The 26185-nt window shown below is 38.7% G+C and carries 24 protein-coding genes; 16 read left to right on the top strand and 8 right to left on the bottom strand.

The annotated features are described in order from the left end of the window. Window positions 1-20 precede the first annotated feature (20 nt). The gene (locus RL70_RS17715) at window positions 21-188 is read right to left on the bottom strand and encodes a hypothetical protein (protein ID WP_156137872.1); all 168 of its coding nucleotides are present in this window, start codon (window positions 186-188) and stop codon (window positions 21-23) included. A gap of 605 nt (window positions 189-793) precedes the next feature. Here RL70_RS17715 and RL70_RS01250 point away from each other — a divergent pair. The 3 genes from RL70_RS01250 to RL70_RS01240 all read left to right on the top strand — a co-directional run bounded on the left by RL70_RS01250 (window position 794) and on the right by RL70_RS01240 (window position 3023). Further along, complete coding sequence (locus tag RL70_RS01250) at window positions 794-1255, top strand: DinB family protein (RefSeq protein WP_052245720.1); 462 nt, start codon at window positions 794-796, stop codon at window positions 1253-1255. A gap of 540 nt (window positions 1256-1795) precedes the next feature. Continuing rightward, window positions 1796-2323, top strand: coding sequence for an RNA polymerase sigma factor (locus RL70_RS01245; protein WP_052245715.1), 528 nt, complete (start codon window positions 1796-1798; stop codon window positions 2321-2323). Then, window positions 2301-3023 carry a hypothetical protein gene (locus tag RL70_RS01240; RefSeq protein ID WP_039041623.1) on the top strand — a complete coding sequence of 241 codons (723 nt, stop codon included), beginning with the start codon at window positions 2301-2303 and terminating at the stop codon, window positions 3021-3023. The genes RL70_RS01245 and RL70_RS01240 overlap by 23 nt, the downstream gene beginning before the upstream one ends. 387 nt (window positions 3024-3410) lie before the next feature. Here the strand turns inward: RL70_RS01240 and RL70_RS01235 are convergent, their stop codons facing one another. After that, window positions 3411-4031, bottom strand: a complete 621-nt coding sequence (locus RL70_RS01235) for a LysE/ArgO family amino acid transporter (protein ID WP_039041622.1) — start codon at window positions 4029-4031, stop codon at window positions 3411-3413. A 141-nt stretch (window positions 4032-4172) separates the two neighbouring features. Between RL70_RS01235 and RL70_RS01230 the strand changes: the two genes are divergently transcribed. The 3 genes from RL70_RS01230 (at window position 4173) to RL70_RS01220 (ending at window position 6973) form a co-directional block, all read left to right on the top strand. After that, window positions 4173-5615: a PLP-dependent aminotransferase family protein gene (locus RL70_RS01230; protein ID WP_039041651.1), complete on the top strand. Its 1443-nt coding sequence runs from the start codon at window positions 4173-4175 to the stop codon at window positions 5613-5615. Window positions 5616-5776: 161 nt separating this feature from the next. Next, window positions 5777-6199 (top strand): DUF1801 domain-containing protein, encoded by a 423-nt coding sequence (locus tag RL70_RS01225; RefSeq protein ID WP_039041621.1) that lies wholly within the window; start codon window positions 5777-5779, stop codon window positions 6197-6199. Between the two features lie 105 nt (window positions 6200-6304). After that, window positions 6305-6973 carry a DNA alkylation repair protein gene (locus RL70_RS01220; protein ID WP_039041620.1) on the top strand — a complete coding sequence of 223 codons (669 nt, stop codon included), beginning with the start codon at window positions 6305-6307 and terminating at the stop codon, window positions 6971-6973. Window positions 6974-7176: 203 nt separating this feature from the next. Here RL70_RS01220 and RL70_RS01215 read toward each other — a convergent pair whose 3' ends face one another. Further along, entirely contained in the window at window positions 7177-8382 is a 1206-nt protein-coding gene (locus tag RL70_RS01215; RefSeq protein ID WP_039041619.1) for an MFS transporter, read from the bottom strand. Window positions 8383-8850: 468 nt separating this feature from the next. Here RL70_RS01215 and RL70_RS01205 point away from each other — a divergent pair, with 468 nt between their 5' ends. From RL70_RS01205 to RL70_RS01195, 3 genes are all read left to right on the top strand, one after another. Continuing rightward, window positions 8851-10125, top strand: a complete 1275-nt coding sequence (locus tag RL70_RS01205; protein ID WP_039041617.1) for a helix-turn-helix transcriptional regulator — start codon at window positions 8851-8853, stop codon at window positions 10123-10125. A 99-nt stretch (window positions 10126-10224) separates the two neighbouring features. Beyond that, window positions 10225-10614 (top strand): DUF1992 domain-containing protein, encoded by a 390-nt coding sequence (locus tag RL70_RS01200; protein WP_039041616.1) that lies wholly within the window; start codon window positions 10225-10227, stop codon window positions 10612-10614. 43 nt (window positions 10615-10657) lie between these two features. Beyond that, window positions 10658-11878: an MFS transporter gene (locus RL70_RS01195; protein ID WP_039041615.1), complete on the top strand. Its 1221-nt coding sequence runs from the start codon at window positions 10658-10660 to the stop codon at window positions 11876-11878. A 140-nt stretch (window positions 11879-12018) separates the two neighbouring features. Here the strand turns inward: RL70_RS01195 and RL70_RS01190 are convergent, their stop codons facing one another. Then, the gene (locus RL70_RS01190) at window positions 12019-13410 is read right to left on the bottom strand and encodes a PLP-dependent aminotransferase family protein (protein ID WP_039041614.1); all 1392 of its coding nucleotides are present in this window, start codon (window positions 13408-13410) and stop codon (window positions 12019-12021) included. Window positions 13411-13687: 277 nt separating this feature from the next. Here RL70_RS01190 and RL70_RS01185 point away from each other — a divergent pair, with 277 nt between their 5' ends. The 4 genes from RL70_RS01185 (at window position 13688) to RL70_RS01170 (ending at window position 18571) form a co-directional block, all read left to right on the top strand. Further along, a complete protein-coding gene (locus RL70_RS01185; protein WP_039041613.1) occupies window positions 13688-14206 on the top strand; it encodes a GNAT family N-acetyltransferase in 519 nt (172 codons plus the stop codon). Between the two features lie 21 nt (window positions 14207-14227). Continuing rightward, entirely contained in the window at window positions 14228-14842 is a 615-nt protein-coding gene (locus RL70_RS01180) for an FMN-binding negative transcriptional regulator (RefSeq protein WP_039041612.1), read from the top strand. Between the two features lie 265 nt (window positions 14843-15107). Then, window positions 15108-15728: a bifunctional 2-polyprenyl-6-hydroxyphenol methylase/3-demethylubiquinol 3-O-methyltransferase UbiG gene (locus tag RL70_RS01175; protein WP_039041611.1), complete on the top strand. Its 621-nt coding sequence runs from the start codon at window positions 15108-15110 to the stop codon at window positions 15726-15728. 572 nt (window positions 15729-16300) lie between these two features. Beyond that, window positions 16301-18571: an ATP-binding cassette domain-containing protein gene (locus RL70_RS01170; RefSeq protein WP_039041610.1), complete on the top strand. Its 2271-nt coding sequence runs from the start codon at window positions 16301-16303 to the stop codon at window positions 18569-18571. 226 nt (window positions 18572-18797) lie between these two features. On the opposite strand, the gene RL70_RS01165 is transcribed toward RL70_RS01170, so the two are convergent. The 3 genes from RL70_RS01165 to RL70_RS01155 are packed head-to-tail and all read right to left on the bottom strand — an operon-like array spanning window position 18798 to window position 21275. Beyond that, window positions 18798-19745, bottom strand: coding sequence for a TRM11 family methyltransferase (locus RL70_RS01165; protein WP_039041609.1), 948 nt, complete (start codon window positions 19743-19745; stop codon window positions 18798-18800). After that, window positions 19742-20320 carry a hypothetical protein gene (locus RL70_RS01160; RefSeq protein WP_039041608.1) on the bottom strand — a complete coding sequence of 193 codons (579 nt, stop codon included), beginning with the start codon at window positions 20318-20320 and terminating at the stop codon, window positions 19742-19744. Before RL70_RS01160 ends, RL70_RS01165 begins: the two co-directional genes overlap by 4 nt. 52 nt (window positions 20321-20372) lie before the next feature. Beyond that, entirely contained in the window at window positions 20373-21275 is a 903-nt protein-coding gene (locus tag RL70_RS01155; RefSeq protein ID WP_039041607.1) for a cation diffusion facilitator family transporter, read from the bottom strand. A 280-nt stretch (window positions 21276-21555) separates the two neighbouring features. Here RL70_RS01155 and argH point away from each other — a divergent pair, with 280 nt between their 5' ends. Further along, the gene (argH, locus tag RL70_RS01150) at window positions 21556-22881 is read left to right on the top strand and encodes an argininosuccinate lyase (protein ID WP_039041606.1); all 1326 of its coding nucleotides are present in this window, start codon (window positions 21556-21558) and stop codon (window positions 22879-22881) included. Window positions 22882-23149: 268 nt separating this feature from the next. Here argH and RL70_RS01145 read toward each other — a convergent pair whose 3' ends face one another. Next, on the bottom strand, window positions 23150-23929 hold the full coding sequence (locus RL70_RS01145; protein WP_039041605.1) for an enoyl-ACP reductase: 780 nt from the start codon (window positions 23927-23929) through the stop codon (window positions 23150-23152). Window positions 23930-24100: 171 nt separating this feature from the next. Between RL70_RS01145 and RL70_RS01140 the strand changes: the two genes are divergently transcribed. After that, window positions 24101-24508: a YugN family protein gene (locus RL70_RS01140; protein WP_039041604.1), complete on the top strand. Its 408-nt coding sequence runs from the start codon at window positions 24101-24103 to the stop codon at window positions 24506-24508. Between the two features lie 89 nt (window positions 24509-24597). Then, window positions 24598-26151: an NlpC/P60 family protein gene (locus tag RL70_RS17430; RefSeq protein ID WP_039041603.1), complete on the top strand. Its 1554-nt coding sequence runs from the start codon at window positions 24598-24600 to the stop codon at window positions 26149-26151. The last annotated feature ends 34 nt before the right edge of the window (window positions 26152-26185 follow it).

Below are 26185 nucleotides of genomic sequence, written 5' to 3'. Positions count from 1 at the left end.
TTTTTTGAGAACTACAGAATCTATGCATGGTCTCCCAAGTAGGAATATAAATCTGTAACCAATGGATAAATGAGGGAAGAATCAATTGCTACATCTAATTTACGAACCAGATGGTCTTGCTGAAATAACTGTTTAATCGTAAGCGTTTCCATATGTTCTCGTTCATTAACTTTATTCTTCATCATCATTTCCATTACCTCATTTGATAGTTGGGAAGTCCTGTTGATTGTAGTTGAGAGCAAGCCCCTCAAAAGGCGTCCGCTTTCAGCGATAATCAACTCTTTTCATTGTTAATTCTATTGTAAAAGAAAAAGACTGTGGGCAAGCCTTATGATTTCTGGAGTTTGTCTACAGTCTGGCGCATAGCTCATTCAGCTATGCGTTTTTTTGTTGTTATCGAACTATTGGGAGAGTTAAGATAGTCTACCTTTAAATGCAGAACACTTATAAAATGTCTCTTGTAAACGTATTTTAGATAGTTGTAGTAAAGAAATTGTAGAATAACTAAACTCAAAGAGACGAATGAGTTCGATAAGTTAAATTATGACTCTATAGTGAGTATTTTTGAACTATTTGATAGTGAATGGAAATATTATCTAATAATCCAGTGTTGAAAATGTTACAATAATACTGTTAATTCTAAAGAGATTTTTAAATGATAACTTCAATTCATTTGAGTGAGTAAGAGTGGACCTAAAAAAATCATTAGGGGGAAATTACTTTGAGCAACCAGGAATTATATGTAATTGATAAAAAAGAAGGCGTGGAATGGGAATTTGGTAAGTTACTGTCCATGATGGAATATACAAGAGTAACAACATTAGCTGAAGTAAAAGAGTTAACAATTGAACAACTGGATTTCCTCATCAATGATGAAGCAAACTCCATCGGTATGCTTCTAGAGCATATGAATTCTGTCGAAAAGGCATATCAAATCGATACATTTGAGAAACGTGAATATACGGAAGAAGATATTCAAATGCTCAATCCAGGTTTGGAACTTGGTGCTGCAGCAAGGGAACAAATTAAAGGGAAATCAGCTGAATTCTACTTAGAACAATTGGAACATACGAGAGAAAAGACGATTGAGACATTCCGAACATTGCCCAATACATGGTTGTTTGAACAACGGCCATTTTGGGACGGAGAGCTTACAAACAACTATTTCAAGTGGTTTCATGTCATGGAGGATGAATTAAACCACCGTGGCCAAATTAGATTGATTAAGAAGATCATGAAAAAATCAGTGGAATAATAGGAAGTGTAAAGGGTTTTTAAGAATCGGTCATCTGTTAAACCTGTTGCTTTCCGCTCCAGGCAACGGAGAGTAGATTAATAAAGGATACATTCAAGAAACGGGCCATTTTATTGTTTTATAACCACGTTAGGAAACATAGGTATGTAGATATAATGATATCGGTGTAACCTACAGAACGTTGTATACACATCTTTATTCAGAAATGAGCGCAGTCCATTATGAGGATTGCGTTTTTAATTTTTCTTATTGAATTATTCTAACTTTTAATTAGAGGTAGTAGGAACATTATGGATTTCAATCAAACTCGGATTTACTGAAAGACATGAGTCTCGAATAATCCCTTTGTAGACCAATTAATTGATAAAATATTTATTTGAGCATCATTCTGTTTGCAAATGCGAACGTTGAAAAAGTCCAAAAGACCAAGTCCTCATTTGATCAAAGTGAGCGATCTAATAAAAAGCACTTATGTTCTAATTTAAAAACGATACTTTTCATTAAATCATACGTCTATGTCTGTTAAGGAGGTTGAAAATCTTGGTAGATGATTTTGAAGAAGTCTATTTGGAGTATAGCGACAAGGTTTATGGCTTTATTTTTCTGCTTGTACGACATAAAGAAACTGCTGAAGATTTGACGCAGGAAACGTTTTATAGGGCCATAAAGAGGCTAGATCATTTTAAAAACCAAGCTTCACTTTTAACATGGCTCTTGAAAATAGCTCGAAATGTGACCTATGACCACTTTAGAAGGAAAAGAATTATCCGATTTATTAGTTTGGGAAATGAAAACGAGATTGACTCTGAAAGTCCATCTCCTGAGAGCACAGCAATGAATAAAGAGGAAATCACTCAATTATATTCAGCCTTATGCAGATTGAAAAATGACTATAGAGATGTACTGATTCTTAGAAAAGTAAATGAATGTTCTATTAAAGAAACGGCCTATATATTAGGGTGGACGGAAGCGAAAGTGAAAGCGAAAATGACCAGGGGATTCGTGGCATTAAGAAAGGAATTTGACGGAAAGGAAGGTTTTATAAATGGATCCATCAAAAGAATTTGATGAACTTTTCCAGAGAATGAAGAATATTGAACGTTCCAACGAAGCACGGAGAGATAGTCTGCACAAACTGCAAGATAAAGTAAGAAGAAAAAAAAGAAATGGAACACCAATTTTCATCTTTATCGCAATGGTAGCAATAGCCTCTTTCCTCGTATTAAGTTTAGGGAAAACCGAAGATCCTCCTACTCCTTTAGCTGCGGGAGTTGTGGAGAAGGATCCCCACATAGGTGCCATTCAAGCTGTTCTTGAACACGAGTTTACGGGTCCTGACGAAGAATACCTGCAAATTGCTGAAGACATATATAAGCAACAGACCGATCCATCCTATGAAGGATATGTGGGAACGGACAGATCACCAGATGAGGCAGAGAAGATCACGTATCTCGAAGATGCCTACTTATCTTATTTTACTAAAGCTGGATTTGACTCTTTTGTCAGAAATACCCCTGCAATGGCAGCACACGTTTTTGGATTGGATTATCGATTGACTATCTCTGATATTACAGCATCACAAGTTGAGAATCAGAATTCACCTACAGCGTATGGTTTCACTGGACAAGTGAAATATGAAGACAAAGCAGATGTGACGACATCATTCAAAATCAGCGGGGTTGCAATTATTTCAGATGAAGGCAAGATTGATATGATTTCTATTTCTCATGGTGGATTACTAGATTGGATAGATGAAAAGCTTAAGTAGATAGCCTTAGTACAGCAAACGGGTGCAATTCTTGCATACCACGCTAAGTTGATTGGAGTGCAAGACGGCGACTCCGGGAGGATCAGCGTGTGCCTTGAGACCCTGGACGGAGCGTAGCGAAGGAAGCGGCTCAAGCCACGCCCTCCGGAACGCGTCCGTCGGGAACGGAAATCAATGGCGTTACACAGTTCCAGAATCGAGGGCGTTTGCTTATTAAGCAATTTCGTCTAGATTGCAATCGGATCATATGAATGTTTAGTAATCACTTTCGATATGAAAAGATGATTTTGTAATTATATAGGGGTTAAAATTGAATAGGTTTTACACATCGACGAATACTCAGAAAATTTTATCTGAGTATTCGTTTTTTAACTCTGCACAATCTTTTTATTCTCCTGTTACAAATAACTGATACCCCATATAAACTGCCATTCCCCAAATAATCAGAGCGGAAATTTGATTCATACGCTTTAACAATTTTCCACTGGTGTCGATTTGACCGATTTTTTTTCCAGCAATAGCTAATGAAAAGAACCAAATCCAAGAAATCAGGATACAGGTTAACGTGAAAATCCATTTATCAAATCCTGTATAGACTAGTGAACTTGTTCCAATCACCCCTATTGTGTCCAGAATGGCGTGAGGATTCAATAATGAGACAGAAGCTGCAAATACTATTTGACGTTTTGCAGAGAAAGGATTGGATTCTTGTTGTTTCTTTAGTTCAGGATTCTCTTTCCACATTAACCATCCCATGTAGGTTAAGAAGAAAAACCCAATTAAAAACATGACTGTTCTTAGCCACTCGAAGCTTAAAATAATAATAGATACACCACCGACTGCCAATGAAATGAGTAATGAGTCACAAACACCGGCAGTAATAACAGCAGGCAATGCATAAGTAAATTTTTTATGAGTGGCCCCTTGGTTAAAAATAAAAACATTTTGTATGCCTAAAGGCAAAATTAAACCGAAAGCCAGCATCATTCCGTGAAGTAATGGTTCCATTATGCTCTCCTCCTAATCGTATAGTAAGAATAACGAATATTTCTTTATATGTCTCCAACCAGTTGGATGGAAATGAACCCAACCATTTTGATACAATTAAAGAAAGAAGAGAATAACCAGTAGAGAAGGAATGTATTGGAAATGGAATGGAAACCACAAAAATCAATCGCAATACCTCTATATCAGCAAATCTCTAATTATATGAAAAAGAAAATCTTAAATGGGGAATGGACAATCGGTACGAAAATACCATCCCAACGAATATTAGCTAAACAATATGAAGTCAACCGAAGCACTATAGTCACTGCACTGGAGGAGTTGACAGCCGATGGATTGATAGAATCTAATGCGGGAAGTGGTACAAGGGTGATCAATAATACATGGAGTCTCCTTGCTTCCACACCGCCTCCTGATTGGATTAGTTATGTTCGCGCAGGTATCCATGAGCCTAATATCAACATCATTCAAAAAATTAACGAAGCAGAAACGAATCCTACTATTATTCGTCTTGGGACAGGGGAGCTCTCCCCAGATTTACTCCCAATTGAGCAAATGAAGGAGTTTTTAAAAGTTAACGAGTGTGAAACTCTATCTCTAGGCTATGAACAGCCAAAGGGAAGTCTCGAACTGCGAGAAACAATTAGCCAGAATTTAAAAAGGAAAGGCATTGAAGCTGCTCCTGCATCCATATTAGTTGTCTCAGGGGCACTGCAAGCTCTTCAGTTAATTTCAATTGGTTTATTAGAACGCGGCTCAGTTATCATGCATGAAACCCCCTCATACTTAAATTCAGTCCATGTTTTTCAATCTGCAGGCATGAAATTGTTAGGAATACCTCAAGATAATGAAAGAAGTAAACTTGACTCAATTGGTCGTATAAAACGACAACATCATGCTTCGCTATTTTATATGATTCCATCGTTTCATAATCCAACGGGAACCTTAATGGACGAAAAAAGAAGGCAGCAAATTTTAGAGGTTTGCCAAAAAGAATCTCTCCCGATTATAGAAGATGATGTTTATGGAGAATTATGGTTGGATTCTCCTCCCCCAAACCCTATGAAAGCAAATGATAAGCAAGGGAACGTGTTGTACATTGGAAGTGTTTCCAAATCATTAAGCCCGGGGTTGCGTATTGGATGGATTGTAGGTCCAGAATCAGTTATAGAGCGGCTAGCAGATATAAAAATGCAAATAGACTACGGATCAAGTTCCGTATCGCAATTTATTGTGAATAAGTGGATGAAAAGTGGATTATATGAGGATCATTTAAACCGGGTGAGAGTAGAGCTGAAATCTAGAAGGGATTATATGGTTGAGATATTAAATACATACTTCTCTGATATCGCAGTATGGAGTATTCCAAAGGGAGGATTTTATATCTGGCTTCAATTACACTCTGGTATTTCAACACAAAAATTATTTGAGTTAGCCCTTCAAGAAGGAATTCTATTAAATCCTGGGAGTGTCTATGATAAAAATGAACAGCAACATCTTCGCTTGTCTTATTCCTATGCATCTTTAGTGGAAATTGAAAAAGGTCTTAAACGACTTTCAGAACTAATAAATGGATTGCTTAAATAAATATCAAACAATTTTATCGAATGTTTTAGAAATACGTATCATCAGTAATCGTGTGCTGTTGTTCGATCGTTGCTACCCTTCAAACGAGCCAATGAATTTAATAGTGATGAAAATAGTGTAAACAAGTATATTTTCAGAGAATAGGAGAGGAGACTGTATATATGAATGAACCGAAGATGAAAGAAAACGACAATAGTGTAACGGGCTTTATTGAAAGTGTGGAAAATGAGAAGAAGAAGGCAGATGCCTATCAGTTATTAGAAATCTTTGAAGAGGTGACTGGTTACGACGCAAAAATGTGGGGTCCTAGTATAATAGGCTTTGGCAGCTATCACTATAAATATGCATCAGGACGCGAAGGGGATGCGCCTTTAGTGGGTTTTTCACCAAGAAAGGCAAAGATTAGTCTTTATATGGACTATGAAAGTGAAGAAAGGGAAGAACTGTTAGAAAAATTCGGTAAACACACGAAGAGTAAGGCTTGTATTTATGTAAATAAATTAGCTGATATCGATACCAACGTTTTAAAAGATTTAATTAAACATACAGTAGGAAAGTACCAGAATCTATATCCAAATGAATGAAGTTAGGATTAAATTATTCTACAGACGTGAACGCTTCTTGAATATGCGGCATTTCTATTATTCAACTATTCAACAACTAGGGACTTAATATAGGAGGTGTATAAAATGGATGGAAAAAAAGATACAGAAATAAATCGTTCTTCAAAAGCTGAAAATATTCTATCTCAGATCAATCGTAACACTAAGCTAGGCGACTTACGAAAAATCGCGAAGGACATTAAAAAAGATCACGAACTAGCTATGGAACTTTGGTCAACCGAAGAGTTTTTGCCCAGACTATTAGCAATCTTAATTATGGACAAAAAACTTCTTTCACAAGAAGTGCTCAATATGCTTGATAAGGATATGCAGACTCACACTTTTGATGAGCGAAATAACTTAATGGATTGGTTAATGGCTAATCAGCTCACCAAAGACAAGAAGAAAATTGCATTGATGGAATCATGGGAGAATAGTCCTTCTGCTCTTCAAAGGCGAGCTTTCTGGTATTATCAAGGGCGTTTGAGATGGACTGGACAAACACCGCCTGATAACACCGCAGACTTGTTATCTGCATTAGAAGTTACTATTATGCAGGAAGAACCGGAAGTTCAATGGGCTATGAATTTCACCGCAGGCTGGATAGGCGTTTATGATGAAAAGAATCGTGCTCGTTGTATGAAACTTGGTGAGAAAACGGGTCTTTACAAAGATGAAAAAGTAGCAAAAGGATGTACTCCCAGCTATTTGCCGGAGTTCATTAAGATTGAAGTTAACAAACGACATAATAATTAGCTACATCTAAATTTCAATAGGACAATTAAAGAGGAATAGAGATAGCAAAAGGACGGCAATTGCCGTCCTTTTAATTTTATCTCAATAGATTGAATATCTGAATCCTATCTTGGATTCCATTTACGATCATCAACTTGAAAATATATCATCACTTTGTAGAGAGTCTTTGTTAGTTCATTAATGTGGTAAGGTTTTCAAGAACATTATTCAGTTGTCATGATGAAATCCCGACGGCGAATTAATGCAAATAGAGCACCGAGTCCTAACAAAATTGCTGCAAGAATAAATGTAATCCTAACATCCCAAAGCTCTGCAATCGCTCCGAAACTTAATGAGGAAATACCGAATAACAGTGATATTAAAGCACTTTGAACGGAGTAAATCTTAGGAAGCTCCTCAGTAGTTGCAGATTTTTGAAGTATTGTCTCACTAACAATGCCTTTCAATTGCTGAACAATTCCATTACCTATAACAAGTAGAATAGCAATCCAAGGAATGGATGTTACTCCGAAAAGGAGAGTGACCACGCTAATGCCGAATGAAAACAGAATAAGCAACCGTTGTAGATTGTCTTCAATCCCACGTACAAATCGAGAGCAGATGACTCCACCAATTATCATGCCTAAGAAGAAGGCTGTATTAATGTATCCCCACCAAGCTTCCGTTTGACCGAGAACTTCTGACACGAAGATATAAAGGATAGAAGCAATCCATACAACATTGGCGATTGCCTCAAAAATAATAATCACATGTAGACTCCTGAAAAGCGGGTTTCTCCATATAATCTGCCATCCTTCTGTAAGCTCACTACTTCGTTTACCTTCCATTTCCTTTTTTCGGAATGGCGTGGGATCGTAAATTCCGAACATCATCAGCGTTGCAATGATGTACAACCCAACTGTACCAAAAATCACAAATTGCCCACTTGTTAATGCGACGGCAACCCCTCCTAGTGCCCAGCCACCTAAATTCACAGTTTCTGAGACAATCGAGAAGAAACTGTTCGCTTTCACGAGTTGTTCTTTTGGTACTAATCGCGGTAGCATAGCATGACTTGCTGGGGCTGCCCAGCCATCTAGAAAGGCAATCGAACCCACAAACATTAAAATGATGAACAGCCCAGAAGTTGTTTCAAAGATTAACAAAATCGATAGGACAACTAACAGCGCGGTCTTACATACTTGCGAGTAAACGAGCAACGTCTTTAAAGGAAAACGATTCAGCAACCAAGGAGAAATCATTCCACTTATAAAACGACCAAACATATTGATGAAAGGCACTAATGCTAAAGCAAAAGGCGACTCCGTGAGTGAATATAAAACAGAAATGATCCCGACAATATAAAAAACATCCCCTAGATTAGCCATTGATTGGCCGATCCAAAGAAAACGAAACGATTGGTTTTTCATTCTTACTACCCCTTTGTAATTAAAATTGAAAATTTATGTTCACAGGGTAGTTTTACACTCGTATTATTCCTCCTTTGATTAGAACAACTTTATACGTAAAAACACAAAAACCTTTAACGTTAGAATTGCTATCTAAAAGAAGGGTAGTAAGAATGAAAGAGATTTCATATAATTCCCATTATATCAACAAGACGAATACTTTACTATCCTATTGTGACTTCTTTAAAACCATACCGAAATACCAAATATCAGTACCTAATGATGAAGGATGGATACCCTCAGATGCAGGACAAAGGTTTTTCGGTAAACTTAACAACCATTATTTTGTTCGAGTTAACGATCATAAATAATGGTTTTTTCTATTTGTGTAAGTTCAATGGAAATAGATAAATGAATACTAGTGTTTATCATCATATACGCAATAAGGAGATGGAATATTGTGATAAAATAAAAGTGGAGGTGACAATTTTGACTGATCATGAAGTAAAGAACTGGGGACGGTTGATCAAGTATCATCGTCAGAAACAAGGATTAAAGCAAGATGATGTATCAGTGGGAATTTGCACACCGTCTTACTTGAGTCGTATAGAAAATGGGGTTGTCATCGCTGAACAAAAAGTATATGAAATGTTATTAGCCCGCTTAGGGATTGACCTAGATCAAGAAAAAGGGAATCTGGAGATAAAGCATTCTTTCCTTGAAACAATATATGCAAAATTATTATCAAATGAAAGCCTTACGGAAAACGAATTAACTAGATTAGAATCTTGTCATAAGGAGATTTTTCAACAAGAGATCGATTTGTTAGCTGGACTGGTTTATAGTCGGTACTTGTTTTCTATTGATGCGATAAACGAAGCTCGAGAGCTACTATTAAAAATCGAACCATTTATCACCTGGCATCAAGACAGAATCACCCAAATGTATATTGCTATCACAACGAATCTTCATTTATCCTTCTTAGAGTTCCAACAGATTATCTTTAGAGAAGACCATCAACATGTCAGTAATTATATGAATACTGCCAATCGTTTTGAACAAGCAAATTACTTTTATCACTTGGCATTTGCACATCATCGCTATTATTCATTCCAACAAGCACTAGACTACATCAATAGTGCGACACAAGTTTTTTCTCACCAATTTAAACCTTTGTTTCAATTAAAGTTGTATTCAATGAAGGGAGTTATTCTGAATGATCTACATAGATTCCATGAGGCATTAGTAGAGTTTGAAGCAGGGCAGGACTTGTTGAGAAATGTTGAAGCGATTCAAACACCTAGGCAATGGAGTTCTCTTTATAATAACATTGCCTACTGCTATGAATGCCAGGGATTATTTAAGGAAGCTATGTCCTTTTATGAACAAGCGAATAGCTTTGGCGAAGATTTACATACCGTTATTAATTGGATGCGTGCTAGTTATCAAGAACGGGATGAAGAAACGCTATATCAGTTATTCATCGAATACCCGAATGAGCGATTTAATGTGACTCATCATCACTATCAGTTGCTTTTATTGAAATGTGCAAGTGAGGGGAACTTCACAATCATGAAGTTAAAAGACCTTGAAGAACTCGTTTTCCCTTATTTCAAGCAGCAAGAGTATTATTCACTTACATTGTACTACGCTCCACTATGGGCAGCATTTTATGAAGAGCTCCATGCTTATAAGCAAGCAAATATCTGTTTAAAACATGCATTGATTGCGAGTGAAAAAGTACGTCAGCGTATGAGTAGCTAGAAGTAGATATGGTGAATTAGACTTCTCTATTGGTACAGGGTGTCATTTTGGCCAAGTGATAGAAACTATTACAGGTCTGATGAAAGGAGTATGGAAAAGATGAAAGAAGACAATTTCCAAGAACCGTACAATGACTTGATGGGAGACATCATTAAGAAGCACGCAGAAGAGGGTGGGATGGACAATCTACCTGGAAAAGGGAAACCTTTGAGTCAAGAATATTTCTCAGGAGATACGTTTCAACATTTTCAACGAATTGCTAAGGACGCGGGATACAAGCCGCATTGGCTGAATTTACAACAGGAAATTCGAGAAGATGTTCACCTTCTTGCTGATTTTTATGAGGCGAATATAACGGTAGATTTAGAAGGTCGGTTAGAGAAAATTAACGAGAAGGTCTACAAATATAATCGATTATGTCCTCGCCCCATGCAGAAGGGCCCAGTTTCTTTGGATACTATAAAAAACGTGTTAGAAAGAAGAGATTAACTCGTATAGTGGATAGATTTCTGCACGAAGGAGTCGTTTTAAGTTGGGGATATTAAAGGAATGGAAAGACCCTGGCATATTGTTGTCGTCAATAGCGATTTCAAATATTGGTAACTTTATTTACCTGATAGCGATTAATATTATCGTATTTCAACTCACGGGTTCTGCAGCAGCTGTTGCGGGACTCTGGATTATTAGTCCACTTACGAATATCGCCACTAAATTTTGGACAGGAAGTTTTATCGATTATAGAAGTAAGAGGAAAATTATGATGAGTACATATGTAATTCGGGCTGTATTCATTAGTCTCATTCCTTTTGCTCCAAATATGGTAGTTGTATATGGAATCTTGATTGTGCTCAGTATAGCGAACTCTTTCTTTCATCCAGCCTCTACGACCTATTTAACCATTGTGGTGCCAATCGAAAAAAGGAAGCGGTTTAACGCAATCCGTTCTTTTGCAAGTTCAGGCGCTTTCATTATTGGTCCAGCCATTGGAGGCGCATTGCTCTTTTGGTTATCTTATGAAATTACGTTATGGATCAACGCTGTATTATTCGTTGTAGCGGCAATGTTGCTGTTATTGCTCTCAGAGAAAGAAAATATAGATCAAAATAAGGTTCCTGCGTTGACGATTTCGCAAGTAGTGAGTGATTTCATCGTTGTTAAAGACTTTTTCGTTGCGAATCGATATGTATCTGCTATTTATCTTGGATTCACCATAATTATGATCTTCTCTTTTACAATGGATACTCAAGAAGTCGTCTTTACTCAGCGGGTGATTGGTCTTTCTGAAATTGACTATAGCTTGCTTGTGAGTATAACGGGGATAGGATCTGTCCTCAGTGCTATATTATTATCAATTTTTGCAACTAAAATTTCTCTGAGATATATGATTTCTATAGGGCTAATTATGATGACAATAGGCTATGTGATTTATGCGTTCTCATGGTCATTTTTATCAATAGTGATTGGTTTTTTGATTTTAGGGTTCTTTAACGTGTTTTTAAATGCAGGGATCATGACGTTTTATCAAAATAATGTGCCAGTTGCGGTAATGGGGAGAGTAACCAGTATCTATCAGCTCATTCAAAGCGTGGTGCAGGTTGTATTTATACTTGGTATCGGCGTCTTAGGAGATGTTTTGTCTTTACGAGTTGTCATTGCTTCATTAGCAATTGTGATGCTTTTAATATCTGTTATATATACCTGTTTAGTTCTGAAAACAGATAAAAAGCGATTTTTTCTAGAGGATATAAACTAATCAAAGGAAGAAGAAATCATTCAATATTCGGGTTGTATAAATGAGTAAAGGCTACTATACAATCTGGCAATTCTAATGTTTAATAATTCAATGAATGCCCCGCGATGGTTGATATAACTGACACTCGCGGGGATGTTTTTTTATAGCCAAGCCTCTTTTAAAATCTTCACGCCTCTCTGTATTTCATCGCAGGTTAGATTACTAAAGCCAAGTTTTATCATAGGCATTTCTGGATAGTTATCAATGAAATAGATGGATGTAGGATACACTTTAATGCCTTCCGCGGCAGCACGTTCAATCAGCCAGCTCTCAGAATGTTTTTGATGTATCTGAACTAATAAGTATAAACCAGACTGTTCTCCAATGATTGAAATATGGTTTTTGAATTGCTTATTTAACTCAGAAACTAAGCAATTCATCTTGCGCTTATAAACAAGGCGCATTCGTTTAATATGACGGATCCATTCACCCTCTTCCATAAATTTAGCCATTGAAAGTTGGCTAAGAAGGGAAGTGGTGCTCTCGAAATGCTGAAATTGTTTTTTATAATGGGATAAAAGCAACTGTGGCAAAACCATATAACTTAAGCGGATTCCTGGAAGAAAGGATTTTGAAAAATTGCCCAGGTAAATGACTTTTGTTGAATCAATGGAAGCTAGTGCTGGAAATGGTTGTTGTGTGTAACGAAACTCACTATCATAATCGTCTTCAATAATATATCCCTCTCTATTATTGGCCCATTGAATGAGTTTTTGTCTTTGTTGAATAGACATACTTACACCCATTGGACTCTGGTGGGAGGGCGTTACATAAATTAAACGTGACACCATATTTTCTAAATGTGAAAAATCAGCACCTGATTCATCAACAGGTAAAGTTTCAAGTGAGAAAGAATGAAATAGGAAGGCAGCTTTTGCACCGTCATACCCGGGGTCTTCCAAAATCATGCTTCCGAAATCATTCTTCAGGATATGTCCAAGATTAACCAACATTTGCTGAGTGCTACTACCAATGATAATTGCGTTCGGATCTGTTTTTACCCCGCGAGATTCAAACAAATAAGTGGCGATTTGTTCACGCAAACACATTTCACCAAAGGGATCCCCATATTGAAAGCTTTCCTGAAGTGCTAATACTGAATTAGAAATTCTTCTCCAAGCTTTTAAGGGGAAGTTTTTCTGATTGACAGCGCCTGCCTTAAAGTCTATTAAAAATGTTGTCTTCGGCTCAGTTTGACTTTCAGAACTATTAGTAGGGATAGAAATGTATCCCTCTTGGAATAAGGACGGCTCTAGTTCATTAACTGTGTAGCCTTTTCTTTCTGCTCCACGGATATAGCCTTCTGCAGCAAGCTGTTCATAAGCCATTAAAGTCGTATTGCGACTGACTTGCAGGGATTCTGCTAACTGACGTAAGGATGGTAATTGTTCATTTGCTGGCAGATCCCCATTCTCGATTAATAATTTAAACTGATTATATATCTGTTTGTATTTAGATGAATGGCTCTCTAAAGCAAAGATAATGTTTTTCATTTTAAACAACCTCTGTCATGTCTATTTTGTTACAACTGTGTCTTTTAAAATGTCAATTATCATATTACTATTATCTCTAACGGAAGTCACCTTTGCTTAAAAAAGCCTACGTCTCATCGAACAGGATACTGAAATGGAGAGATGGGTTTAAGAGTTGCACTAAATAGGGATAGGCGTGCAAGTACCCGTATACCCATAAAACATCCTTAGAATAGTGGAGAACTCTAGCGAAGTGTGATAGTAAATTATTTGAATATGAAAGGAGCATTAAATTCATATGACTATACATATAAAAAGGTGTACTTTAGAAGATTTATACAGCCTTCAGGAAATTAGCGTTGAGACATTTGAAAAGACATTCAGCAAACAGAACTCGCCAGAGAACCTTGCAGGTTACATGGAAAAGGCATTTACCTTAAGACAATTAGAAAAGGAATTATCTAATACATCTTCACAATTCTTTTTCATTTATTTCAATAATGAGGTCTCTGGATATTTAAAGTTAAACGTTGATGAGGCTCAGTCTGAAGTCGTAGATCAAGATTCACTTGAGATTGAGAGGATATATATCAAAAGTGAATTTCAAAAACGAGGACTTGGAAAGTGTCTTCTAAATAAAGCTCAGGAAATTGCGAAAGAATGCGGGAAAAAGAAAATCTGGCTTGGTGTGTGGGAAAAGAACGAGAATGCGATTGCATTTTATAACACACAGGGATTTATCCAGAGTGGAACTCACACTTTTGTCATGGGAGATGAAGAACAGATGGACTTTATCATGACGAAAACACTACTATAAATTCTAGAAAGGCGGTTTATCATGTATATTCCGAATTACTTTAAAGTCGATAATTTTGATGAAATTTCAAGCTTTGTTCAAAAAAACTCATTTGGTACAGTCGTAACAACAGAACAAGGGAAACCAATTGCTACTCATTTGCCGATGCAATTAGCAAAAAAAGGAGATGATTACTTTATAACAGGGCATCTCTCTTACGGAAACCCTCAATGGAAAACATTCGATACTTCCGATGAAGTACTGGTTATGTTCCAGGGGCCCCATGCATATATCTCTTCTTCCTGGTATGAAGGGGAGAATGTCCCAACGTGGAACTATCAATCTGTTCATGTATATGGCGAAGTCAGTATTTTGGACAAGGAAGAGTTGAAAGAGGACTTGACAATGCTATTGCAAAAATACGAAAAACATCGTGAGGAACCGGTTTTATGGGATAGACTTTCACATTCTATGTTAGAAAAACAACTAAATGGTATTGTCGGATTTAAAATCAAAATACAAGAAATCCAAGCAGCATATAAACTAAGCCAAAATCGAAATAAAAAAGACTACTTTAACATTATTGATAAATTGAATGAGGAAGAGGACTTCAATTCTCATAGAATTGCAGAGGTTATGTCGAAGAGAAATTCATAATTATTGGAGGTAACGGATAAACTTACCTTGTAACAGATAGCAGTAAATACAAAGTCAATTTGATATACATTTTTTATCACTCTTTAATTGATGTAATATTTAGATATCCGTGTTAGAGTTTAAATATACTTTTGAAAGGTGTGATTACAATGGAAAATATTATTACTTATAATCAGGAAAATCGTTTTATTGGAGGACATTACGAGTAATTCATGAAGAATTTCATTGAATGCTCGTAAATTTGATAATTATTGGAGGAGCATTCATGTTAACAAATCAAGGGTTTAATTTATGGTCGGATAACTATGATCAAACAGTTCAAGTCAGTGAAGAGAATAATCTATATCCATTCGCCGGATATAAGAAAATACTAAATACGATTTTCAATGAAGTGATGCAAGAGGAGAATTCCAAAGTTCTAGATATTGGATTTGGAACAGGTGTCTTAACAAGTAAACTCTATGAAAATGGACACCAAATTGATGGAGTAGATTTTTCATCAAAAATGATTTCCATTGCTCAATCTAAAATGCCTAATGCCAACTTGTACGAGTGGGATATTTCAGTAGGTCTACCTCCTGAGATTCTTGAAAATAAATATGATTCTATTATAAGTACTTACACATTGCACCACTTAACAGACGAGGAAAAAATATCATTTATAACGGACCTAATTCCTCTTCTTAAAAAGGACGGTAACATATTCATCGGAGACATTTCCTTTGAAACTCGGGAGAAATTAGATACATGTCGTCAGGAAAGTATTGAATACTGGGATGAGGATGAATATTATTTTGTTTATGATGAAATTAGTTCTCTACTAAAGGTTCAGTGTGAATTTTATCCGATTTCTCATTGTGGTGGCGTATTCATTATTTCGGAATGACAAACTTTTTTATCGAAGTTGCAGCATTTTACCTTTGCCACTTCTTGGATTTTAAGCGTAACTAAAATAACGAACGTCCAATTTTATGAAGGATGTGACATTGAAGAACAGCTCTGTACAGAGCTGTTCTTTTATTTTATCACCATTATTTTGCCGCTACCTATAGATTCCTCTTATCTATCTTTCATCTGGGCAAAGTGAATTGCCTCCCGGCTTACTCCCTTCCATACAATAGCCTGACCTTCGACAATTCGATAAATGTAGATGGATTTAAATTAGCACAATTCATCCATTCCTTTAATTTTAAGTGATTTATTACTTCCGTGGCTTTAGGTACAATTGATCTACTTTCGGAAGAGTTTGTTTTCATCTTAACAGGTAGTTGTGATCCCAGGATATCAGGCTTGAATCATGAATAAGCATTTATAAGCGTGTTTAGTGTAAGTTCAAAAAAACAGGGAAACCACCTATTACAAGAAGCATTCCTTGGTATATTGAGAAGGACTATTTTTTGTGAACTTTTACATAACGTGCAAGGTGAAAAGATTTAACGTACAAGGGAGGATCACGAAATGTCAGAAACAAGAGATGAAATCATTTTAAGAGGACTACAAGAAAATAATTTAAAGAATGTGGACTTAAATATACCGAAAGAAAGGATTAATGTATTTACTGGTCTTTCTGGATCAGGCAAGAGCTCCGTTGTTTTTGATACATTAGCAACGGAAAGCAGACGACAAATGACTTTGAACTATCCTCTATATGTCAGAAATCAAATGCCGAGATATGAAAGACCTCATGCTGACCTGATGCAGCACTTGAGCCCAGTTGTCGTAGTAGAGCAAAAGCCTGTTGGCGGCAATTCACGCTCCACAGTGGGAACTTATATGGACATCCATCCATTGATCCGACTGTTATTCTCCCGAATCGGCAGTCCACCGATAGGCTCTGCCACCGATTTTTCTAGCCAGAGTTCGTTCGGTAAATGTCCGGAATGTAATGGGTACGGAGAGGTCATTGCCCCAGACTTGAATAAGATTATCAATTTGAATAAGTCACTTCGAGAATATGCAGTGAAATTTAAGCCTTTATCACCTTCAGGTTGGCAAGGTAGATGGATGATGACTGGCGGATTGTTTGATCCTGATAAACCGATTAAAGACTATTCCAAGGAAAAGTACGACTTATTGATTTATGGTCCTCCTGAAGGTGAACGGGTATTTGCGCCGTTCCATACGAAAGACGGTCCTCATGATCATGAGTGGGATGGGTTACTGCCGAGATTCACACGTCTTTATATAAATAGAGATGTCACCAAGCTAAAACAGACTTCTCAAGATGATGTATTAGCCGTGTCCACGCATACATTATGTCCGAACTGCGAAGGTTCAGGTCTAAACCCTAAAGTTCTGGAATGCAAAATAAATGGCTTCAATATCGCAGAATACGACCAGTTAGAACTGATAGAACTCCTGGGTGAACTGTCGAAAATAAAGGACCCAGTAGGAAAATCGATTGCACAACAAGCGATTCCAAATGTAAAACAACTCATTGACTTAGGATTAGGATATTTGAGCTTGGCGAGAAAAATGGGCACACTGTCCGGAGGGGAAGCACAACGAGTCAAAATCGCTCGTCATTTGGGGAGCAGTCTAAATAACATCACCTATATTTTCGATGAACCTAGTGCTGGACTTCATCCCGAAGAAATTGATATGTTAACCAAAATGCTGAAAAGCTTGAGAAATAACCATAATACCGTAGTTGTCATCGAACACAATTTATCTGTCATAAAAGTAGCGGATGAAATCATTGAAATGGGTCCAGGAGCGGGCGTACATGGTGGAGAAGTAGTCTATCAAGGGGAACTGGAAGGTCTAAAAAAAGCTTCCATCTTAACTACACTAGATCATAAGCTTACTGTAAATAAAAATCCAAGAAATGAAAGAAAGTATTTTACGATACAAAATGCCACTAATAATAACTTGAAAAATGTAAGTGTTGAGATCCCTGAAAATGTCTTAGTCGCTGTATGTGGAGTTTCGGGTTCCGGTAAAAGCTCCTTACTATTTGGAGCATTCACAGAAAAGTATCCGGAAACGATCGCTGTAGGGCAGGGCAGTATCGGAACTTCTAGCCGCTCGACACTTGCTACCTACATGGGAATCATGGATGACATTCGCTCGATTTTTTCAAAAGCAACTGGACAGCCAGCGGGGTTATTCAGCTTTAATTCTTTAGGAGCGTGTCCTGTCTGCGATGGAAAAGGAGTTACCACGCCAGATGTAGCATTTGCGGATCCAGTGACCGTTACATGTGAAGCCTGTGGAGGTACGAGATATTCAGACGAAGCCTTGTCTTATCAATACGAGGGTAAAAACATAGTTGGAATTTTAGATCTCACGATAGACGAAACGAATAACTATTTTAAAATGCCAAAAATCGTGAAAAAGGTAAATACCCTAATAGACGTTGGATTAGGGTATCTGACATTAGGACAGACAACAAATTCTCTAAGTGGAGGAGAATTGCAACGACTCAAGCTTGCAAGTCACTTGAAAAAAGAAGGACAAATCTATTTACTGGATGAGCCATCTTTAGGATTGCATACTAGAGACAATGACAAACTGTTAGACGTCTTTCAGAACCTTGTCAACAAGGGGAATTCTGTTATCATCGTCGAACACAATTTGGACTTTATCGCGGCAAGTGACTGGGTCATCGAAATGGGTCCAGAAGGAGGGAAAAAGGGAGGTCATGTCCTTTTTGAAGGAACACCAGAAGAGATGCTACACGCAGACACAGTGACTGCGAAATGGCTTAAAGATGGAGCTGCGGAATAATTTACATCAACCTTTTCTTACTATTTTTATTTTGATACCTGTTTGAATACAACCTATAAACGATTTTGAACTAGTATCTCATAAAGGTACCTGTGAAAGATGAGAAGGGTCCGTTCGTTAGGGCCACATATCATTCTTACACAGTGTTCTGCTCGATCTGAAAACGACAAAACGAGCCGACCTAAATACCTAGGTAGGCTCGTTTTGCTGTTGAATCTAATCTATTTTACCGACACACAACAACTTCCCGTTCAAAGTGTGCTTTCTTAGCAATACAACGATCTAATATTTCAAAACCTGCATCTATCAGTAAATCATCCATCGATTCTATCGTGACGATGACGAGTTTGTCTGTCAGTGTGCGGGCTGCCTGCAAAATCGATGCTTGCTGGTCTCGAGTGACGTGTGTATATAAGTTATACGGCATATCGATGATTGCGGCATCATAATGGCCGGGGGCTTCTTCAATTGGTCCAGGCGTCACATCACCAGTCAATCCGAAGTGTGCGATGTTTTTTCGTGAACCGAGCACCGCAAGTGGGTTAATGTCACGTCCGTCCATGTCGATTCCCATTGATAACGCTTCAACTAGCACGTTACCGATACCGCAACATGGGTCAATCGCTTTCACGCCTTCAGGATGTGGTACGGCGATATTTGAAACCGCGCGTGCGACACGTGTGCTGAGTGCAGTGGAATACATTTCAGGCTTTTTAACGTGCTCTCTCCATACTGATATACTTTCAGTCAAATAGCCAAACAGGTACTGCTGGCCTATCTGAACAACACCGTATAAAATATCGGGTTGAAACAAGTCAGCTTCTCCCTGCATGGCCATTCCAATTGACCGTTCCACTTTTCGCCGATCGGGATGAGCAATCTTAGCTGTTTCACCAAGTGCTATTGTATTGAGGCAACGAATAAGAAAACGTTGTCCGTCATTTGTAAGTGTAGTGACATAGTCTGCAACTTCCTGAACGGAATTGCACGTAACTAGTACATCCAGCCGTTCTTTCATGAAAGGGCTTCGGCTAGGATCAATGCAGGTTTCACTGAAGATGAAATTCTCGTGCGTGTCTTTATTGAAAAATGCGCGCATTTCAAGTCGACACAACTCTATTTCATCGGTGTGTCGGCTATACGTGTATAGATGATTGACTGCTGCCTTATTCACGCTTCATCCTCTAATGCGACAAGCATTTTAAAGACAAATTCGTATACAAGTTTAAGCGTTTCATCGAATGTGTTTGTATCAGAAAAACCATCGACATAATCTAGTGCGATATTTACGTCCCACAATCCATCATCAGCTGAGAACATTAAACTGCGTGTACCTGGTGCAGTTCCCAGTTGTGCATCGATATATTTCTTTAGCCATTCACCATGCTTTTTCTGAACCTGGAGTCCGAATAACGCAGTGACGGTTTCGAAGACATCATCCATTTCAAGAACAACTCCATCGATCCCAATTGTCGCAAATGATGGGTCTTCGGCAAATAGATAAGCAGTAGGTTGAGTCTTCACTAATGATACAGCGAGATTGCCTGTATTTGCAGGTGTTTCTAATGGCTCATCTGTTTCTTTGTTCGATAGACTATACATCGGTGAGAAGGCGGGAGCTTCAATTACTTTCATATCTGGTGAAAGCAACTCTTTCTTCTCTAGAAATTCCTTTTGCTGTGGATTTAACGGAAGTCCTTCTTGTGACTCATGTTCTGCGATATAATTTTTCATCCATTTAGTTATCATTCAATCCAACTCCTTCAATACCCTTCAGTATACCTTATATGAACACTCACAGTCACTCGATCTCTTCGTACCATGGATTAACATGGATTAAGACTTCACCGACATCGGGATTTGCGTCCTTGATAGCATTCCTGAGAGCACTTGTCACATCGTGTCCTTGTTGAATCGTGAGCTCCGCTGGAATACTTATACGAATATCCACAAGTACATAATGTCCATGCTCACGCGCCCGTAGACGGTCAACCCGTTTTACTTGGGGGAATTCTTCTATTAACTGTTTGAACAACAACAGCCGTTCTTCACTCACGGTTTTTTCCATTAAAATATCGAGCGCTTCTTTTCCGATGTGGATTGCGAGTCGTAGCACCAGAATGGCAACAATTAGTCCAGCAAGTGGATCTCCATAGGACAGAACAGGAATGTCAAAATGGTAACCGATTAGTCCAAGCCCAATTCCGACGACAGCTGCTAGAGAAGCATACACATCCGCAAGGTGATCGTATGCTGTAGCAATGAGGCCTTTACTGTTTTCTTGTTTTCCGATTCGCATCGTGTAGAAATAGAGTGCCTGCTTCCAAAGCATAGAAACGATCGCGGTGATCAATGCAAGAACACTCGCTTTAGCAGGCTCTTCGAAAAATGCGAAGATAGCTTCTATAGCGATGTAAATGGCAGCTGCTCCTAAAATGAGCCCGACGAGAGCGGAACTGATAACTTCTGCTTTTCCGTGCCCATATGGATGATCTTCATCTGGCGGACGTTTGGAAAAGCGCATCGAGGTTAACGCTGCCGCAGAAGCTACCACATCGCCAGCGTTGTGAAAGCCATCTGCTAACAAAACTGGACTATGAAATAGATAGCCTACAATGATTTTTATGATGGTAAGGAAGATGTTGCTAATTAGACTAACCCAGATTGCAATTAGGGAAGATAATGAGTGTGTCGTGTTCGTCATAATCAGATAACCTCCAATTTATAAAGTTGCAGAGGGGAAACAAAAACCCCTGACGTATTTTGGTCAGGGGTTTGGATAGAAAATTTATAGGATTGGTCATTAATCAGCATAGTATACATAGTTATCACTCGCTTCACATTAGTTGCGTACCAATAAGTATACCTCTTTGACAAACACAATACAAGCTGAGAAGCTGGGTAGAGAAGATTGCAAAAAGGATAGTTATGAATTATAATTCATTTATTATAATAATTATACATACTGATGGAGGCTGAGCTACATGAAACTTTGGGGTGGAAGATTTTCTTCTAAAGAACACGAGCGCATGGAACAATTTAATACGTCTTTGCCTGTAGACAACCGTTTAATTGAACAGGATATCGCTGGGAGTCTTGCACATGTGGCTATGCTGGTCCACTGTGATTTGTTGACACCTGAAGAGGGAGAACTGCTCCTCAATGGATTGGAAGAGATTCAAAATGATATTTCTTCTGGAAAGTTATTAGTAGAAGGGGATTATGAAGACGTGCATTCGTTCGTCGAAGTCCAACTGACTGAGCGAATCGGAGAAACAGGGAAAAAACTGCATACCGCACGTAGCCGAAATGACCAAGTCGCAGTCGATATGAGACTGTATGCAAAAGCTAAAGCGAAGGAAGTATCAGATTTGCTGCAAAACCTGATGGATTCCTTAACTGCAAAAGGACAAGCAAATGATGTCATTATGCCTGGATATACACATCTCCAACGAGCACAAGTTATCACGTTCAGCCATCACGTTGGTGCATATGTCCAAATGTTTTCACGTGATAAGAAACGAATTGAAAACGCTGCGGAACTTATGGATGAAAACCCACTAGGTTGTGGTGCGTTGGCGGGAACCACACATGAAATTGACCGTGATGTAACAACAGCACTCCTTCACTTCGCAAAGCCTGTGGACAATTATATCGACGGCGTAAGCGACAGAGACTATCTATTAGAACTCATGTCCGATTTCTCCATTATAATGATGCACTTAAGCCGCTTAAGTGAAGAGCTAATTCTTTGGAGCAGCCAAGAATTCAAATTCGTTACGATGTCCGATGCATTTTCAACAGGCAGCAGCATTATGCCGCAGAAAAAGAATCCGGATGCTGCCGAACTGATCCGAGGAAAAACGGGTCGCGTCTACGGCTCGCTATTTGCGTTATTAACAACACTTAAAGGATTGCCACTCGCGTACAATAAAGACATGCAAGAAGACAAAGAACAATTCTTCGATGCAGTGGATACCGTCATCGATTGCATCGACATCATGTCCAGCATGATCGACACAATGCAAGTCAACGCCGACCAAATGCGTAACGCCGTCAAAGCCGGATTCCTGAACGCAACAGAAGTCGCCGACTACCTCGTCAGCAAAGGCACACCATTCCGAGACGCCCACAGCATCGTCGGTCGCCTCATCATCTATTGCGAACAAGAGAAAAAAGGCATCGAAGAACTAACAATCGCAGAACTCAAAAACTTCAGTAACTCCATAGAAGAAGACGTATTCGCCTACATCGACTACGACGAAATCCTAAACAAAGGCACAAAGAAATTTATGAAAATGGGTCAATGAGTTTATCTTCATGCCCTCTTTGAAGTGATAATGAACTAGATGATTTCTCTAACACTTCGTTGATTGGAGTGAAAGGTGGCGACTCCTAGGGGATAAGCAAAGGTTGAAGACCCCGCAGAAGCGAAGCGCCGAGGAGGCTGAAATCAAGCCCCCTGGAAAGCGTCCACCTGTAACGGAAATCAACACCGTCTAATTTTACTCTTTTCAAGAAAAAGGCTGTCCAGAAATCAGTAAAACTGACATCTGAACAGCCTTTTTAATCTTTAAATTACCCCATAATGTGATAACCAGCATCCACATAAACCACTTCGCCAGTTACACCACTAGACAAATCACTCAACATCACCATGCTCATCTTCGCCACTTCTTCCAACGTAATGTTTCTACGTAACGGCGCCTTTTCTTCAATCTCATGAAGAATCGTATTAAACGAAGGAACGCCTTTAGCAGACAACGTACGAACCGCTCCAGCTGACACCGCATTCACACGAATGTTCTCTTTTCCAAGATCGTGTGCTAAATAACGCATAGACGCCTCAAGCGCTGCTTTAGCAACACCCATCACATTATAGCCATCCAAAACTCGTTCAGCTCCAAGATAGCTCATGGTAATAATTGAACCGCCTTCGGTCATATAACGACGCGCTTCACGAGCAGTGGCAACAAGTGAATACGAACTCGTATCTTGTGCAAACGCATAGCCGTCACGTGAAGTTTCCACAAAATCATTATGCAGATCTTCCGCGTGTGCAAATGCGACAGAGTGAACCACACCGTGAATTACACCAACTTCAGTACCAATCTTTTCAAACGCAACACGAATGCTTTCATCCTCGTTCACATCACATTCTGCAACCAAACGAGCCGTCAATTCATTCTTCTCAAGTGCCTTTTCAAGCTTAGCAAGTGAACGCTCTTTACGATAAGTGAAAATTACATTTGCACCTACCTCAAAAAGTGTTTTCGCGATTCCCCAAGCAAGACTTCTCTCGTTCGCAACACCCATAACAACAATATTTTTCCCTTTAAGTTTCAATAAATCTTCCATGATTCAGTGGCCCCCTTGAAATCGTTCTATTATATTTTTTAGTTAGCAGTCAGTATCAATACCTGGTCACAAAATAATTATAGCACAGTTTCTTTTTACAGTTCCATCGTGAGTATGAAACGAATTTAGAAGGTGACACTAAGAGTAACTTGCGAAAAAGGAGTGCTCATTATGATACGTTTAAAGACAGGGCTTGAAGGTAGAAAGACACAATTTGGTGTCATGCAAAATCGACTCGAAGAATCTGGCTATCATCTCGGAGGGAACTGGGACTACCACACCGGATATTTTGACAGGATTTTGAACCGGGAAGAAGGGGAGACTATTTATATCCGTGCACCATTTGATGTCATTGCAGGCATGTTGGACCAAGACAATGCGTCCATTCAGTTTAAAACGCCTTATATCATTAAGCATGTCATCAATGTTGGATTTGACTCGGAAGAAAATTCACTTTTGACATCGACATTCAACCAATTCCAGGAACCTCTCGATAAGGACGGAAGAATTCCAGATAAATCAAAATGGCAAGAAATCGGAGTAAGAGAAGTGGGTCGTCTCCTTGCGATTTTAGAATGAAAATGAAATGATTGTTTTCTGAAAAATGTCTATACAGAAGCCTCTGGTTCGTGTACGGTATAGGTATAAAACCTATCAGGAGGCTTCTAATGATCAAGAAAATCCTATTCCCATTTCTTATCGTTGTGCTCATGTTTTCAATTGCCAATCCAGCATCGGCAGGGAAGGTGTTCAGTGACGTCGGTGACCAATATGCAGCAAAAGCTGAACTTGAATTTCTAGCTGAAAAAGGAATTGTCACTTCAGGTCCTTCTGTTGCTTATGGCATCAACCAATCCATTACAAGATTAGAAGCTTCTGAAATGCTCGTTCGTGCTCTGAAACTCGACACAACAAATCGTCCAGACCCACAGGTGGTAGATGTGATAAAAGGATCTGCTGGTTATGACATCATTGCAACCGTTGTAGACGAAAACATTATGGTTGGGAATTTGAAAAAGGAATTCAATCCAAATGCTTTGTTAACACGTGCTGAAATGGCAGCTATACTTGTGCGTGCTTTCGATCTACAACAGCCTAACAGCTCAAAGAAGTCTCAGTTTGTAGATGTGAATGTAAAAAGCTTTGCTGCACCATCAATCAGTATTCTATTTGCCAACAACATCACATTCGGTTATCCGGATCATACGTTCAAACCTACGATGACATTAACACGTGCCCATTTCGGAATTTTCCTTGCGCGAATATTGAATCCGGAATTTCAAGAAGCATTAACGTGTTTTAACCCCGCGGCGAAAAAGACGTATCATGTAAATGTGGCGGTTACGACTCTATGGAAAGCACCTAATGCAGCTAGACTCATTGACAGACCAGCTGTTTCTGCACCAACGGATATTCGAAAATGGACGAAAACGATGACGATCCCACAGAAACAATGGTTAGTCGGTAAAACAGAAACACAAGCGCTCTACGGACAAGAGGTAGTTGTACTTAAGACTTCAGGGAAATGGATGCAAATAGCTGTAAAAGATCAGTTTTCTCCTAAAAACAAAGCCGGCTATCCAGGTTGGGTTCCTGTGTCTCACATTAAAGAGTCATATGCGGATTATGGACAGTGTGCAACTGCTATGGTGAAAGCGCCAATTGCAAACTTATATCACGATGAAACCACTGCTACACCGTTCATGGAAATTAGTTTCAACACGATTCTTCCAGTTCTCGAAGAAAAAGGGGATTGGGTAAAAGTTCAGACGGCAACAGATGGGGCCAAATATGTACGTAAACAAGATGTAAATGTGCTTCAAAAAGGTAGTAAACTTCCTGCACCAACATCGCAGGACATAATAACAACTGCGAAAAAGTTTAACGGACTACCATACTTATGGGCTGGTACTTCAGGGTTTGGTCTGGATTGCTCAGGGTTCACGTACTCAGTCTATAGACAGCATGGCATCGATATTCCTAGAGATGCGAGTGTTCAAGCCACACATGGAACAGCTGTGAAGAAGAGTCAACTTCAACCAGGTGACCTTTTGTTCTTTGCTTACAATAAAGGTGAAGGGTCCGTACATCATGTCGGAATGTATATCGGAAATGGTAAAATGATTCATTCCCCAAATCCGAAGAAAACAGTCGAAATCATATCGATAGATGCAGGGCCATATCGCACCGAATTCTCAGGAGCTCGACGGTATTTGAAATAAGATGCTAAAAAGCCCATTCGCTATTAAGAGCGAA

The organism is Sporosarcina sp. ZBG7A (assembly GCF_000813425.1).
In the GTDB taxonomy this organism is placed as follows: Bacteria; Bacillota; Bacilli; order Bacillales_A; family Planococcaceae; genus Sporosarcina.
Note: the sequence above shows the minus strand (reverse complement) of the source record. Positions and strands in the feature narration are given on the sequence as shown.

What these genes read in the sequence shown, in the direction of transcription:
- RL70_RS17715 (WP_156137872.1), bottom strand. Translation starts at nt 188, where the DNA reads ATGATGATGAAGAATAAAGTTAATGAACGAGAACATATGGAAACGCTT.
- RL70_RS01250 (WP_052245720.1), top strand. Translation starts at nt 794, where the DNA reads ATGATGGAATATACAAGAGTAACAACATTAGCTGAAGTAAAAGAGTTA.
- RL70_RS01240 (WP_039041623.1), top strand. Translation starts at nt 2,301, where the DNA reads ATGGATCCATCAAAAGAATTTGATGAACTTTTCCAGAGAATGAAGAAT.
- RL70_RS01235 (WP_039041622.1), bottom strand. Translation starts at nt 4,031, where the DNA reads ATGGAACCATTACTTCACGGAATGATGCTGGCTTTCGGTTTAATTTTG.
- RL70_RS01230 (WP_039041651.1), top strand. Translation starts at nt 4,173, where the DNA reads ATGGAATGGAAACCACAAAAATCAATCGCAATACCTCTATATCAGCAA.
- RL70_RS01225 (WP_039041621.1), top strand. Translation starts at nt 5,777, where the DNA reads ATGAATGAACCGAAGATGAAAGAAAACGACAATAGTGTAACGGGCTTT.
- RL70_RS01220 (WP_039041620.1), top strand. Translation starts at nt 6,305, where the DNA reads ATGGATGGAAAAAAAGATACAGAAATAAATCGTTCTTCAAAAGCTGAA.
- RL70_RS01215 (WP_039041619.1), bottom strand. Translation starts at nt 8,382, where the DNA reads ATGAAAAACCAATCGTTTCGTTTTCTTTGGATCGGCCAATCAATGGCT.
- RL70_RS01200 (WP_039041616.1), top strand. Translation starts at nt 10,225, where the DNA reads ATGAAAGAAGACAATTTCCAAGAACCGTACAATGACTTGATGGGAGAC.
- RL70_RS01190 (WP_039041614.1), bottom strand. Translation starts at nt 13,410, where the DNA reads ATGAAAAACATTATCTTTGCTTTAGAGAGCCATTCATCTAAATACAAA.
- RL70_RS01185 (WP_039041613.1), top strand. Translation starts at nt 13,688, where the DNA reads ATGACTATACATATAAAAAGGTGTACTTTAGAAGATTTATACAGCCTT.
- RL70_RS01180 (WP_039041612.1), top strand. Translation starts at nt 14,228, where the DNA reads ATGTATATTCCGAATTACTTTAAAGTCGATAATTTTGATGAAATTTCA.
- RL70_RS01175 (WP_039041611.1), top strand. Translation starts at nt 15,108, where the DNA reads ATGTTAACAAATCAAGGGTTTAATTTATGGTCGGATAACTATGATCAA.
- RL70_RS01170 (WP_039041610.1), top strand. Translation starts at nt 16,301, where the DNA reads ATGTCAGAAACAAGAGATGAAATCATTTTAAGAGGACTACAAGAAAAT.
- RL70_RS01160 (WP_039041608.1), bottom strand. Translation starts at nt 20,320, where the DNA reads ATGATAACTAAATGGATGAAAAATTATATCGCAGAACATGAGTCACAA.
- RL70_RS01155 (WP_039041607.1), bottom strand. Translation starts at nt 21,275, where the DNA reads ATGACGAACACGACACACTCATTATCTTCCCTAATTGCAATCTGGGTT.
- argH (WP_039041606.1), top strand. Translation starts at nt 21,556, where the DNA reads ATGAAACTTTGGGGTGGAAGATTTTCTTCTAAAGAACACGAGCGCATG.
- RL70_RS01145 (WP_039041605.1), bottom strand. Translation starts at nt 23,929, where the DNA reads ATGGAAGATTTATTGAAACTTAAAGGGAAAAATATTGTTGTTATGGGT.
- RL70_RS01140 (WP_039041604.1), top strand. Translation starts at nt 24,101, where the DNA reads ATGATACGTTTAAAGACAGGGCTTGAAGGTAGAAAGACACAATTTGGT.
- RL70_RS17430 (WP_039041603.1), top strand. Translation starts at nt 24,598, where the DNA reads ATGATCAAGAAAATCCTATTCCCATTTCTTATCGTTGTGCTCATGTTT.